Annotated in this window: 10 protein-coding genes; 7 read left to right on the top strand and 3 right to left on the bottom strand. The window is 68.5% G+C overall.

From position 1 onward, the window contains the following. Window positions 1-6: 6 nt before the first annotated feature. The 3 genes from G412_RS40685 to G412_RS0101650 all read left to right on the top strand — a co-directional run bounded on the left by G412_RS40685 (window position 7) and on the right by G412_RS0101650 (window position 3227). Window positions 7-486, top strand: a complete 480-nt coding sequence (locus tag G412_RS40685; protein ID WP_028810539.1) for an SRPBCC family protein — start codon at window positions 7-9, stop codon at window positions 484-486. Between the two features lie 5 nt (window positions 487-491). After that, window positions 492-1109: a histidine phosphatase family protein gene (locus G412_RS32890; protein ID WP_051338045.1), complete on the top strand. Its 618-nt coding sequence runs from the start codon at window positions 492-494 to the stop codon at window positions 1107-1109. Window positions 1110-1244: 135 nt separating this feature from the next. Beyond that, complete coding sequence (locus G412_RS0101650; protein ID WP_028810538.1) at window positions 1245-3227, top strand: APC family permease; 1983 nt, start codon at window positions 1245-1247, stop codon at window positions 3225-3227. A gap of 24 nt (window positions 3228-3251) precedes the next feature. Here the strand turns inward: G412_RS0101650 and G412_RS0101645 are convergent, their stop codons facing one another. Further along, window positions 3252-3788 carry a hypothetical protein gene (locus G412_RS0101645; RefSeq protein ID WP_051338044.1) on the bottom strand — a complete coding sequence of 179 codons (537 nt, stop codon included), beginning with the start codon at window positions 3786-3788 and terminating at the stop codon, window positions 3252-3254. Between the two features lie 187 nt (window positions 3789-3975). Here G412_RS0101645 and G412_RS0101640 point away from each other — a divergent pair, with 187 nt between their 5' ends. Then, window positions 3976-5838 carry an APC family permease gene (locus tag G412_RS0101640; RefSeq protein ID WP_028810536.1) on the top strand — a complete coding sequence of 621 codons (1863 nt, stop codon included), beginning with the start codon at window positions 3976-3978 and terminating at the stop codon, window positions 5836-5838. A gap of 29 nt (window positions 5839-5867) precedes the next feature. Here G412_RS0101640 and G412_RS0101635 read toward each other — a convergent pair whose 3' ends face one another. Further along, complete coding sequence (locus G412_RS0101635) at window positions 5868-6698, bottom strand: SDR family NAD(P)-dependent oxidoreductase (RefSeq protein ID WP_028810535.1); 831 nt, start codon at window positions 6696-6698, stop codon at window positions 5868-5870. A 311-nt stretch (window positions 6699-7009) separates the two neighbouring features. Then, window positions 7010-9172, bottom strand: a complete 2163-nt coding sequence (kdpB, locus tag G412_RS0101630; protein WP_028810534.1) for a potassium-transporting ATPase subunit KdpB — start codon at window positions 9170-9172, stop codon at window positions 7010-7012. A gap of 860 nt (window positions 9173-10032) precedes the next feature. On the opposite strand from kdpB (G412_RS0101630), the gene kdpF reads away from it, so the two are divergent. Genes kdpF through kdpB (G412_RS0101610) form a run of 3 tightly spaced genes read left to right on the top strand, consistent with a single transcriptional unit; the run spans window position 10033 to window position 13924 of the window. Next, window positions 10033-10122, top strand: a complete 90-nt coding sequence (gene kdpF / locus G412_RS37600; protein ID WP_037647273.1) for a K(+)-transporting ATPase subunit F — start codon at window positions 10033-10035, stop codon at window positions 10120-10122. Window positions 10123-10130: 8 nt separating this feature from the next. Continuing rightward, a complete protein-coding gene (gene kdpA, locus G412_RS0101615) occupies window positions 10131-11792 on the top strand; it encodes a potassium-transporting ATPase subunit KdpA (RefSeq protein ID WP_028810533.1) in 1662 nt (553 codons plus the stop codon). Continuing rightward, window positions 11789-13924, top strand: a complete 2136-nt coding sequence (kdpB, locus tag G412_RS0101610; protein WP_028810532.1) for a potassium-transporting ATPase subunit KdpB — start codon at window positions 11789-11791, stop codon at window positions 13922-13924. The genes kdpA and kdpB (G412_RS0101610) overlap by 4 nt, the downstream gene beginning before the upstream one ends. Window positions 13925-13927: the final 3 nt, after the last annotated feature.

Raw genomic sequence — 13927 nt, 5'->3', positions numbered from 1 at the left:
GCACCCGTGCCGATCCAGCGCAAGCACACCATGTACCACTCCACCATCCTGGAGGCCGACCCGGACACCGTGTGGGCGACCGTCCGCGACGCCATGCAGATCCTGGAGATCGTGTCCCCGGGTGACCTGGACATCCACACCGACGTCACCTGGACGGAAGGCGGCTCGGTCGATACGGTCCCGGCCCGCTACGACTTCAAGCTCACGCTCAACGGCGGCCTCGTCCAGCAGGAGATCGCCGCCCGAGACGAAATCAACAAGACCCAGTCCTACCGGGCCATCGCCCCCACCAGCGGGGTCCAGAGCTACGAGGCCACCATCCGCGTACGCCACATCACCAACGACCCGGCCCGCAGCTTCTTCGAGTGGTCCCGGATCCTGGAGATCGCCGAGGACGCCGACCTGAACGTGGTCGAGGCCATCATCGACGTCATGGAGAAGCAGACCGACGCCGTACGGGACCACTTCGCGCAGACCGCGAAGTGAGTGACGTGACGACGCTCGTACTGCTGCGGCACGGCGAAACCCTGCTCACCCCTGGGCGGCGGCTCTCCGGCAGCGGAGGATCCAATCCGGGACTCTCACCGGTGGGACGCCGCCAAGCCCAGGCGGCAGCAGACGCCCTCGCCCACCGCGGCGACATCGAGGCGGTCGTCACTTCACCGATGCGGCGCTGCCAGGAGACCGCTCATGCCGTGGCCGCGCGCCTTGGCCTGAGCGTCCGGGTCGACCGGGACCTGCGGGAAGCGGACTTCGGCGCCTGGGAGGGCCTGACCTTCACCGAAGTCCGCGAACGCTACCCGGACGAACTGAGCGCATGGTTCGCCTCGCCCGAGAGTCCTCCCTCGGGCGCAGGCGAGACCATGCAACAGGTCACCCGCCGGGTCGCCGCCGTACGAGACGGCCTCCTGGCCCAGTACGCCGGCACCCCGGTCCTGGTCGTCTCCCACGTCGGACCACTCAGAACCCTGATCCGCCTCGCCCTCCAGGCCCCACCACACAGCTTGTTCCGCATGGAAGTCGCAGCAGCCTCCCTGTCGACGATGACGTACGACGAGGACGGCACCGCCACGGTGCACACCCTCAACGACACCCACCACTTGAACTGAACCGCATGGGCCGCGTGTCGCCCCCGGAGGGGGGCGGCGGTGGCCAGAGGTCGCATACTCGGTGATCGTGCGGTGCCCTGAGTGCGGGGACTGCTGTGATCGGTGCGCTGGGCAGGTCGGAAGGCTGATGGGGATATGAAGGACGGATACGAACCGGCCCTGCCGGAAGTGGTGGACAGTCCCGCTCTGCGGGCGCAGCCCACCGGCGGCGTGGCGCGGTGGTTGCTGCGTCACCAGGTGCAGCCCGTTGGGCCGGCGGCCAAGGAGGGGCATGCCGAGCCGCACGCCTGGTGGAAGGTGATGTGCCTGACCGGCGTCGACTACTTCTCCAGCCTGGCCTACGTACCGGCGATCGCGGCACTCGCCGCCGGGGCGGTCTCGCCCCTGGCGACGCTTCTGATCGTGGCGCTGACCCTGCTGGGCATGTTGCCGATGTACCGGCGGGTGGCCAAGGAGAGCCCGCACGGGGCCGGGTCGGTGGCGATGCTGGAGGATCTGCTGCCGTTTTGGCGGGGCAAGCTGTTCGTGCTGGTTCTGCTCGGTTTCGTGGCCACGTCGTGGATCATCACGATCACCCTGTCCACAGCGGATGCCTCCGTGCACGTGGTGGAGAACCCCTTCTTCCCCGAGGCCCTGCACGGTCACGAGGTCGCCCTCACGGTGGCGTTGCTGCTGGTGCTCGGAGGGGTGTTCCTGCTCGGGTTCAGTGAAGCGGTCATTGTGGCCATCCCGCTGGTCGCGGTCTTCCTTGTCCTCAACGCGGTGGTCATCGCCGTCGGTCTGGTGGACGTGTTCACCACGCCGGGAGCGTGGTCGGCGTGGACGGACGCGCTCGGCGAGGAGGGCGGCGGCCCGGGCGATCTCATGCGGCCGGCGCTGCTGGCGTTTCCGCTGCTGGTGCTCGGCCTGTCCGGCTTCGAGACGGGCGTGAGCATGATGCCGCTCGTGGCGGCCGAAGGCGCCGATGCGGAGCAGCGGCTGCGCTCGCGGATCCGCAACACCCGCAGGCTGCTGACCACCGCCGCGCTCATCATGAGCGTCTACCTGCTGTCCGCCAGCTTCGTCACCACCGTCCTCATCCCCGAAAAGGAGTTCGATGAGGGGGGTACGGCCAACGGCCGCGCCCTCGCCTGGCTGGCTCATGAGCACGTCGGGGAGGCGTTCGGCACCTTCTACGACATCAGCACCATCTTGATCCTGTGGTTCGCCGGCGCATCCGCGATGGCCGGCCTGGTCAACATCGTGCCGAGGTACCTGCCCGACTACGGCATGGCCCCGGAATGGGGACGTGCGGTACGCCCCGTCGTCATCGTCTACACCGCCCTGTGCATCGTCATCACCATCGCGTTCGACGCCGACGTCGACGCCCAGGCGGGCGCGTACGCCACCGGCATCCTGGCCATGATGGTCTCCGGCGCCTTCGCCGTCACCGTCTCCTCTGTACGCCGCCGCCGAAGCGCGACCGCCACTGGCTTCGCGCTGCTCACCGTGATCCTGCTCTACGCCCTGCTGTACAACATCGTCGACAAGCCCGACGGCATCACCATCTCCGGCATGTTCATCGCCGGCATCATCGCCGTGTCGCTGATCTCCAGGGTGTCGCGCACCACCGAACTGCGCGCCGACCGTCTCGTCTTCGACCCGGCCGCCCGCCAGTTCATCACCGACAGCCTCGCCCACGACAACTCCATCAACATCATCGCGAACCGCCGGCAGGCCGGCGACCAGGCTGAATACAGCGCCAAGGAGCGCGAGCAGCGCGGCACCAACCCGGTGCCCGCCCCCGCCGACGTGCTGTTCCTCGAAATCGACGTCGTCGACCCCTCCGACTTCAGCGAAACCCTCACCGTCCGCGGCGTCGAAGTGGACGGCTACCGCATCCTGCGCGCCGAAGCGCCGGCAGCCCCGAACGCCATCGCCGCGATCCTGCTCGCCCTGCGCGACGCCACCGGTGTTCAGCCGCACTGCTACTTCGCCTGGGCGGAAGGCAGTCCCCTGGTGCACATGTTCCGCTACTTCCTGATCGGCCGCGGTGACACCGCTCCGGTCACCCGCGAAATCATCCGCAGTCACGAACCCGACCCCACCCGACGCCCCGGCATCCATGTCGGCGGCTGAAGAGCACTGCTGTGGTGCGGTGCGCTAGTTCAGATCGGACACCTTGAAGACGGTTCGAGCCGTCTCACGGTCGATACGCGCAGACAACTGACGCATTGCGGTCGCACCGCACAGCAGCAACCCACGGGCGTGGCAGGCGCGCACGTCCTCGTCGAGCAGCCGCCACAGCGGCGGATTGGCGACGAGGACGTGCGGATCGACCTCGACGCGCCCCCCGTCCGCGTCCCGAAGGACCAGCCGCTGGCCCACGCCGTCGCACCAACGGGCCGACACCAGACGGTCCGTGCGCACGCTCCGCTCGCGCAGCAGACCGCGGGACGCCAGGCGGCCCGGGCCCGCGGAGACTTCAGGAGGCAGAAGCACCACGAACAGCAGTACGGCGAGTGCGGCCCACAGCGCGGCACGCGACACCGTGACCCTGCCCGCGCCGGCGTCCATCAACAGCAGCAGCCCAAGGAGCGTAACGGCGCAGGCGACCGCGAACCGTGCGTCCGCGGCCCAGCCGCTGTCCCGCACCACTGATGCACGAGAGTTGGCGCGCCTGGCACTGATACGTCTCATGAGGGCGACGGTAGAACCGCGAGTAGTCCGACTCGACGGCTATTGACGCGGAACTGACGGGGCGCGAGCGGCTCCTTGACGGCTGTTCCCTGAAGCCGTCAAAGACGCGTGAAGAATTCAGCGAACCGCGCCAAGATCGCGCCAGCGCCGCTCCCGGAGGGCCGAACACGACCGCACGCTGATCCGCATGACCATCTTGACCTCGGAGAACGGCGCGGAGTCCGGCGTCGAGGAGCCTCCGGACGCAATCGCGCGGCACAAGCTCACGGCCGTCACCGGACTTGCGGCACTGTCCCTCGACGCCATGGCTTCGGTTGCCTATGGGCCGGAAGCGATCGTGCTGGTCCTTGCGGCGGCGGGAGGCCACGGCCTCGGTTTCACGGTTCCCGTCACTCTCCTCATCACGGCTGTCCTGGCCCTGCTGGTCGCCTCCTACCGCCAGGTGATCGCCGCCTTTCCCGACGGCGGGGGCAGTTACGCCGTCGCCCGGGCGTACCTGGGCCGTCGTACGAGCCTGGTCGCGGCGGCCTCATTGGTCCTGGACTATGTGCTGAATGTCGCCGTGGCGGTCACTGCCGGTGTCGCCGCGCTGACCTCCGCGTTCCCTTCGCTGTACGACGACCGGCTGCCGCTCTGCCTGGCCGTGCTCGTACTGATCACGGCCGTCAATCTGCGGGGGATCGTCGACTCCGCGCGGGCGTTCATCGTGCCGACCCTCGTCTTCATCGGCGCGATCCTCGTCCTCATCACGGTGGGGCTCTTCAGGGACGCGCCGGCATCCACGGAAGCGGCCGCCGGCCACGCCTCCGTCCTCGGTGACAACGCCACCACGGTCGGAGTGCTGCTCCTGCTCAAGGCATTCGCTTCCGGCTGCTCGGCACTGACGGGCGTCGAGGCGATCGCCAACGCCGTGCCCTCGTTCCGCGCCCCGGCCGTCCGTCGCGCCCAGCACGCCGAGGTCGCGCTCGGTGCGGTCCTCGGAGCAATGCTCATCGGCCTGTCCGTCCTCATCTCGCGCTTCGAGCTCCAGCCGGTGGAAGGCGTCACCGTGCTCGCGCAACTGGCGGACGCGTCCATCGGCCACAACACCGGTTTCTACGTCGTTCAGTTCGCCACCATGGCCCTGCTGGCGCTGTCCGCGAACACGTCCTTCGGGGGCCTGCCCGTCCTGCTCAAGCTGCTCGCACGTGACAACTACCTGCCGCACGTCTTCGGCCTGAAAGCCGACCGCCAGGTCCACCGCCACGGCGTACTCGCACTGGCGCTCGTCTCCGCACTGCTGCTGGTCTTCTCCGGCGGCGACACCAACACCCTCGTACCGCTCTTCGCCATCGGCGTCTTCGTCGGCTTCACCATCGCCCAGACCGGCATGGTCATCCACTGGCGCCGGGCGCGCGGACCGAGGTGGACCGGCAAGGCATGGCTGAACGGCCTGGGCGCTGTGCTGACCGGCATCAGCGCGATCATCGTCACGGTCACCAAGTTCCACGACGGCGCCTGGCTCGTGTTGGTGACCCTTCCGTTGCTGGGCGGGGCCTTCGAGGCGATCCATCGCGCGTACGCCCGTATCGGAGAATGCCTCGGCGTCGGCCGCATCCCCGAGCCTCCGCAGCGGGCGTGGTCCCTGGTCGTCGTACCGGTCTCCTCCCTGACCCGGCTCACCCGCGAGGCGCTGACCGCCGCCGTGTCACTGGGGGACGAGGTACGCGCGGTCACCGTCTGCCACCCCGACCCGGAGGACCGCGACCGGACAGAGGCCCTGGAGCGGGATTGGAGCCTGTGGAACCCGGGCGTACCGCTGGTCCGGCTCACGTCGCAGCGCCGCACGCTGGGCCGGCCCATAGCCGCGTACGTGCGGGAACTCTCCGCCACTCCCGGCACGCGGATCACCGTCCTGGTGCCCGAGGCCGAGCCAGCTCATTGGTGGCAGCGTCTGCTGCAGAACCAGCGAGGGGCGGTCGTCGCTCATGCCGTACGCCGCGACACGGACGCGGTGATCTGCCGCCTGCGCTTCCGCCTCACACGTGATGGTGGGGGCGGCTCCGTCTGAGCCGCCCCCACCTGAAGCTCGGCCCTTCTTCAGGCGGCGTTGGCCAGTACGTCGGCGAGCTTGACGAGGCGGCGCACGGTGCGGTCCTCGGTGGCGACGGGCGCTGCCGGGGAGAGTGCGGTGCGGTCGTAGTAGGCGCCGGGCTTTACGTCGGTGGCCGGATCGCACAGGCGCACCACACGGGCGGCTCCCTCGGCGGGGTCGTCCCCTTCGTGGGCGTACAGCGGGAGCAGGGAGGTCTCGCAGATGCCGGGGTTCATGCTGACGACGGTGCAGCCCTGCGGCGCCTTGGCTCGCGCGAAGACCGTCAGGGCGAGCTGGGACTGGGCGTAGGCGGCGAGTTGGGAGTAGCGGCGGGTGCGGTTGACGTCGTTCCAGGCGATGGACGCGGTGCGGTGCATCGACGACGACACGTTGACCACGCGGCTGCCTGGGCGCGCGGTGAGTGGGCCGGTGAGCGCCCGGGTGAGGACGTAGGCGGCCAGGAAGTTCACCTGGAAGGACAGCTCCACGCCGTCGGCGGTGATGGTGTGGCGCTCCGGGGCGGCGACGGCCGCGTTGTTGACCAGGACATCGACGGCCGGGTGATGACGGGCTACCGACTGGGCCATGGCGCGCACTTCGCCGAGCCGCGAGAAGTCGGCGATGGCCAGGTCGAGCCGGTCGGGTGTGATGCCGGTGGCCACGAGCCGGGTGATGGCCTCCTCGCCGGATGCCATGTCGGGAGCGTGGACGACGACGTGGCAACCCTGCTCGGCGAGGAGTCGGGCTGTCTCCCAGCCGATGCCGGAGGTGGCTCCGGTGACCAGGGCGGTACGGCGGGACGGGGATGAAGGGGATGAAGGGAATGCTGAAGGCATGAGTGGTCCTGGGTGAGAGCAGGCACGGTCGACGGCGTCGAGGTGCGGATGCGGGATGCGGGATGCGGGGATGCGGGATGTGAAGGCGAACGCGGCTGAGGCGTTCGTACGAGATGGGGAAGCGGCCGTCGTCAGACAGCCGTCACCGGGTGAGCAGCGCGCGAGACCGAAGGCCACCTATGCGGTGGCCGGTCGTCATGACGCAGAGCGCTGTTCACGTTCTCCATCCAAACCCGTGGCGCACAGCGGGTTCAAGAGGGGCGAGCTGTCCTTGACGGCGTCCTGATGCCCAGTCAGCCCAGTCAGCCATGTCAACCCAGGCCGGGCACAGTCGAAATGAGGATGTCGATCAGCTTGATGCCGACGAAGGGCAGCACCAGGCCGCCAAGTCCATAGAGGGCGAGGTTGCGCCGCAGCAGGTCGTGGGCGGAGGCGGGGGTGTAGCGCACGCCGCGCAGAGCGAGCGGGATGAGCGCGATGATGATCAGGGCGTTGAAGATGATCGCGGAGGTGATCGCCGAGGTGGGGCTGCTGAGGCCCATGATGTTCAGCGCTTCCAGCCCCGGATAGGCGCCGGTGAACATGGCGGGGACGATGGCGAAGTACTTCGCGACGTCGTTGGTGATGGAGAACGTGGTCAGCGCGCCGCGCGTGATGAGGAGTTGTTTGCCGATCTCGACGATCTCGATCAGCTTGGTCGGGTTGGAGTCGAGGTCCACCATGTTCCCGGCTTCCTTGGCGGCCGAGGTACCCGTGTTCATCGCCACCCCGACATCTGCCTGCGCCAGCGCGGGCGCGTCATTCGTACCGTCGCCCGTCATCGCGACCAGGTTGCCGCCGGCCTGCTCCCGTTTGATCAGGGCCAGTTTGTCTTCGGGGGTGGCTTCGGCGAGGTAGTCGTCGACGCCCGCTTCCCTGGCGATGGCTTTGGCCGTGAGCGGGTTGTCGCCCGTGATCATCACCGTACGGATGCCCATGCGGCGCAGCTCGGCGAACCGCTCCCGGATTCCGTCCTTGACCACGTCCTTGAGATGGACGACGCCGAGCGCCCTGGGGCCGTTCCAGTCGTGCACCGCCACGAGCAGCGGCGTACCGCCGGAAGCGGCGATCGAGTCGGCGAACCAGCGCGCCTCGGCGGGGACCGTACCGCCGCGCGACTCCACCCAGTTGATCACCTCGGCTGTCGCGCCCTTGCGGATGGCGCAGCCGGCCCCGTTGTCCCAGCGCAACGTCACCCCGCTCATCCTGGTCCGGGCGCTGAACTCCACGAACGTCGTACGGGTCAGCTCACCCTCGGCCAGCTCGCGCAGCCCGTACCGCTGCTTGGCCAGGACGACGACGGAGCGGCCTTCCGGGGTCTCGTCGGCCAGTGAAGCGAGCTGGGCGGCGTCGGCGAGCTGTACTTCGTCGATGCCGGGCAAGGGGACGAAGCCGGCGGCCTCGCGGTTGCCGAGCGTGATGGTGCCGGTCTTGTCGAGGAGCAGCGTGTTGACGTCGCCCGCGGCCTCGACGGCGCGACCCGACATGGCCAGCACGTTGCGCTGGACCAGCCGGTCCATACCCGCGATGCCGATGGCGGACAGCAGGGCCCCGATGGTGGTGGGGATGAGGGTGACCAGGAGGGCGACGAGCACCGTGGTGGACTGGGCGGCGCCGGCGTAGGCGGCCATGGGCTGGAGCGCCACGACGACGAGTACGAAGACGATGGTGAGCGCGGCCAGCAGGATGTTGAGGGCGATCTCGTTCGGCGTCTTCTGCCGGGTCGCGCCTTCGACCAGCGCGATCATCCGGTCCAGGAAGGAGTTCCCGGGGCGTGAGGTGACGCGTACGACGATCCGGTCGGACAGCACCGTCGTACCGCCCGTGACGCCGCTGCGGTCGCCGCCCGCCTCGCGGATGACCGGTGCCGACTCGCCGGTGACCGCTGATTCGTCCACGGCGGCGATGCCGTCGACGACATCGCCGTCCGCCGGGACCAGCTCGCCCGCCTCGACGAGGACGAAGTCGAAGGGCTGGAGATCGGTGGCGGCGACGGCCTCGGTTTCGGCCCGGTCGAGGTCCAGGCCCATCCGCCAGTTGTGGCGCAGGCGCAGCGCGACCGTGTCCGTACGCGCCCTGCGCAACGAGTCCGCCTGGGCGCGGCCTCTGCCTTCGGCGACGGCTTCCGCGAGATTCGCGAAGACGACGGTCAGCCACAGCCAGCAGCTGATCACCCACGTGAACACCGACGGATGAACCAGCGCGGAGAGGGTGGTGAGAACGGACCCCGCGGCCACGACGAACAGCACGGGATTCTTGATGAGGGCACGCGGATGCAGTTTGCGCAGCGCCTCTGGGAAACCTTTCAGCAGCTGCGCGGGTTCGAACAGGCCACTGGGTGCGCGACGCCGCCCTGATGGCTGGGAGCCCCGGCCGGTCCGGTGCGTACGGTCCTTCGGGGAGGCAGGGGCCGTCTGTGGCACGGCGGGAAGCATCGCTGGTGACCTTCTGACGGGGGCGGGGCCGGCGCCGGGGTCGGGCCGGCAAGGAATGAAGTGGCCGCCGGGGGCGTACAGCCAATACCTGGGCCGTGATGGGCGCCAGGAGCGGCTCCGGGTGACGTGGCGGCGTGATGACGGGCACGCCGCCACGTACCCGTCCGCCGGGGAGGCGACGGCCGCCGGAGGCAGACCCGGATGGATGGGTGAATCCGGAGACCCGTCACGACACTGACGTTCCCGTCTCCCGGCGACCGCAACAGAATCTAAGCCCGTGTGAAGGGCTGAGTGGCCCTGGCAGGTGAGTATTTGCGGCTTCCATACGTAGTGCCGGGTCCGACCGTCAAGGCTGTGTCAGGGGTGGCTGAAAGGGTGTCAGCAGGGCGTTAAGGAGCATCACCGGTGATCACGAACGGCTTCAGACTGGCCGGTGTGGGAGGGGGTGAACGGCCGTCCGTGACGGGACGTCGTAACACCCGGCACAAGCGAGGTCGGACGGGTCCGCCACCACGAGGGGGGAGCGGACCCGTCCGAACCTTCGGCGAACCGCCCTGGACCGAAAAGAGCCGAAAGCCGGCGCAGCGCGGTCGGCCCGACAACAGTGCCTTAAGGCGCCTTTCACGTGGGCTTTCCTGCTGGTCGGCGGGATGGGCGTAAGAAGTTCGTCAAGGTGCCGCCCATGGCCGTAAGGGACCCGTCAAGGGGAGGGGGTGCCCGCTCAAAACCACGCTTTCCTCGTGAGGTCCGTTTCAACCGAACCTCATTCAGGAGCTCGCGATGGCCGACCTGGCCTTCGTCGTCACCACGGTCGCGGTGTTCGCGCTGGTGGCTTTTATTGCCAAGGGGGTGGCGAAGCTGTGACTGCCGAGAACATCGTCGGCCTGATCGTGGCCGTCTCCCTGCTGGGCTATCTGATCCTCGCCCTTGTGTACCCGGAGAGGTTCTGAGCACGGATATGAGCCCCTTCCTCGCCGGTGTGCTCCAGCTGCTGGCGCTGATAGCCGCCCTGGCACTGGCATACCGTCCGCTCGGCGACCACATGGCCAAGGTCTACGGCTCCACGAAGCATCTGCGCGTGGAGAAATGGATCTACAAGGCCGTCGGCGCCAACCCGTCGGTCGAGATGCGCTGGCCCGCCTACCTGCGCGGCGTCCTCGCCTTCTCCGCGGTGAGCGTCCTCTTCCTCTACCTCCTCCAGCGGGTGCAGGGCTCACTGCCCGGCTCGCTCGGATTCGCCTCCATCGACCCGGACCAGGCGTTCAACACCGCCGCCTCGTTCGTGTCGAACACCAACTGGCAGTCGTACTACGGCGAGCAGGCCATGGGCCACGTCGTACAGACCGGCGGCCTCGCGGTGCAGAACTTCGTCTCGGCAGCGGTCGGCATGGCTGTCGCCGTCGCTCTCGTACGAGGCTTCGCTCGCTCCCGCACCGGCGAGCTGGGCAACTTCTGGGCCGACCTGGTCCGGGGTGTCGTACGCATCCTGCTGCCGATCTCCGTCATCGGCGCGATCATCCTCGTGGCCTGCGGCGCGATCCAGAACTTCGCCGGCATCCATGAGGTCGGGCAGTTCATGGGTGGTACGCAGCAGTGGAACGGCGGCGCCGTGGCCTCCCAGGAGGTCATCAAGGAGCTGGGGACCAACGGTGGCGGCTACTTCAACGCCAACTCCGCGCACCCCTTCGAGAACCCCAACGCGTTCACCAATCTCTTCGAGATCTTCCTGATCCTGCTGATCCCGTTCTCGCTGACGAGGACCTTCGGCCGCATGGTCGGCAGCATCAGGCAGGGGTACGCCATCCTCGGCACGATGGCGACCATCTGGGTCGGGTTCGTGCTGCTCATGTGGGCGGCCGAGTTCGGCGGTCACGGCCCGGCCTTCGAGGTGGCCGGCGCGGCGATGGAGGGCAAGGAGACCCGGTTCGGGATCGGCGCCTCGTCGATCTTCGCGGTGTCCACCACGCTTACGTCGACGGGCGCCGTGGACTCGTTCCACTCGTCGTTCACCGGCCTGGGCGGCGGCATCACCATGCTCGGCATGATGCTGGGCGAGATCGCGCCCGGCGGTGTCGGCTCCGGCTTGTACGGCATGCTCGTCATGGCGATGATCGCGGTGTTCATCGCGGGTCTGATGGTCGGCCGTACGCCGGAGTACCTCGGCAAGAAGATCTCCACCCGCGAGATCAAGTTCGCCGCCTGCTACATCCTCGTCACCCCGGCGCTGGTGCTCTGCTTCACCGCGGCGGCGATGGCCCTGGACACCCCGGCCAACTCGATGACCAACACGGGTGCGCACGGCTTCTCCGAGGTCCTGTACGCCTACACATCGGGCGCCAACAACAACGGCAGCGCCTTCGCGGGCCTCAACGCCGACACCCAGTGGTTCAACACCACCATCGGTCTGGCGATGCTGCTGGGCCGGTTCCTGCCGATGGTGTTCGTCCTTGCCCTGGCCGGCTCGCTCGCCGAGCAGACGCCGATCCCGGCGACGGCGGGAACCCTGCGTACCGAAAAGCCGCTGTTCACGGGCCTGCTCGTCGGCACGATCCTGATCATCACCGGACTGACCTACTTCCCGGCGCTGGCTCTCGGGCCGTTGGCGGAGGGACTTTCATGACCACCGACGTAACGCAGCAGAAGGACTCCATGTCCACCGCCCACGCGACCCCCGCGCCGCACCAGGACATGCCGTCCGGCCACAAGCCGGACGGGGGCGGCCGCGTCGGCGCCGGTCTCTTCGACGCCAGGCAGCTGATCAAGTCGCTGCCGGACGCCTTCCGGAAGCTCGACCCACGGGTGATGGTCAAGTCCCCCGTCATGTTCGTGGTCGAGATCGGCTCGGTGCTGACGACGGCCTTCGCGATCGCCGACCCCGGTGACTGGTTCGGCTGGACCATCACCGCCTGGCTGTGGCTGACCGTCGTCTTCGCCAACCTCGCCGAGGCCGTCGCCGAGGGGCGCGGCAAGGCGCAGGCCGACACCCTGCGCAAGGCCAAGACCGACACGGTCGCCCGCCGCATCGTCGGCACGAACGAAGAGCGGGTGCCCGGCGCGGAACTGCGCGTAGGCGACCTGGTCGTCTGCGAGGCCGGCGACGTCATCCCCGGTGACGGAGATGTCGTCGAGGGCGTCGCCTCGGTGGACGAGTCCGCGATCACCGGGGAATCGGCGCCGGTCATCCGCGAGTCCGGTGGCGACCGAAGCGCCGTCACGGGCGGTACGAAGGTGCTGTCCGACCGCATCGTCATCAAGATCACGACGAAGCCCGGCGAGACCTTCATCGACCGGATGATCAATCTGGTCGAGGGAGCGGCACGGCAGAAGACGCCCAACGAGATCGCGCTGAACATCCTGCTCGCCTCGCTCACCATCGTTTTCCTGCTCGCCGTCGTCACCCTCCAGCCGTTCGCGATCTACGCGGGCGCCAAGCAGTCGATGATCGTGCTGATCGCGCTGCTGGTCTGCCTGATCCCGACCACCATCGGCGCGTTGCTCTCCGCGATCGGCATCGCCGGCATGGACCGGCTCGTCCAGCGCAACGTCCTGGCCATGTCGGGCCGCGCGGTCGAGGCGGCCGGCGACGTATCGACGCTGCTGCTCGACAAGACCGGCACCATCACCCTCGGCAACCGGCAGGCCGCCGAATTCGTCCCGGTCAAGGGCACGACAGCGGCCGAACTGGCCGACGCCGCCCAGCTCTCGTCGCTGGCCGACGAGACCCCCGAGGGCCGCTCGATCGTCGTACTGGCGAAGGAGAAATACGGTCTGCGCGAACGGCACCAGGGCGAGCTCGCGCACGCGGAGTGGGTGGCCTTCACCGCCCAGACCCGCATGTCGGGCGTCGACGTCGACGGCCGGAAGGTCCGCAAGGGCGCCACGGGTTCGGTCGTCGCGTGGGTCAAGGAGCGCGGCGGCACGGTTGCCGAGGACGCACAAACCCTCACCGACGCGATCTCCCAGGCGGGCGGTACGCCGCTGCTGGTCGCCGTCGAGGACGGCGACGGAGCCCGCGTCCTGGGCGTCATTCACCTGAAGGACGTGGTCAAGGAGGGCATGCGGGAGCGGTTCGAGGAGCTGCGCCGTATGGGCATCAAGACCGTCATGATCACGGGAGACAACCCGCTGACCGCGAAGGCGATCGCGGAGGAGGCCGGCGTCGACGACTTCCTCGCCGAGGCCACGCCCGAGGACAAGATGGCCCTCATCAAGCGCGAGCAGGCCGGCGGCAAGCTGGTCGCGATGACGGGCGACGGTACGAACGACGCTCCCGCGCTGGCGCAGGCGGACGTCGGCGTGGCGATGAACACCGGGACCTCGGCCGCCAAGGAGGCCGGGAACATGGTGGACCTCGACTCCAACCCGACCAAGCTGATCGAGATCGTCGAGATCGGCAAACAGCTCCTGATCACGCGCGGCGCGCTGACGACGTTCTCGATCGCCAACGACGTGGCGAAGTACTTCGCGATCATCCCCGCGATGTTCGCCGTCGCTTACCCGGGCCTGGACAAACTCAACATCATGGGCCTGGCCTCGCCCGAGTCCGCGATCCTCTCCGCGGTGGTATTCAACGCGCTGATCATCATCGCGCTGGTCCCGCTGGCCCTGAAGGGCGTGCGCTACCGGCCGATGAGCGCCGACAAGATGCTGCGGCGCAATCTCGGGATCTACGGTCTCGGCGGGCTCGTCGCACCGTTCATCGGCATCAAGCTCATCGACCTGCTCATCTCCTCCCTCCCCGGAATCGGTTGATGC

Source organism: Streptomyces flavidovirens DSM 40150 (assembly GCF_000429085.1).
GTDB lineage: Bacteria > Actinomycetota > Actinomycetes > Streptomycetales > Streptomycetaceae > Streptomyces > Streptomyces flavidovirens.
This window is presented reverse-complemented; position numbering and strand designations above follow the sequence as displayed.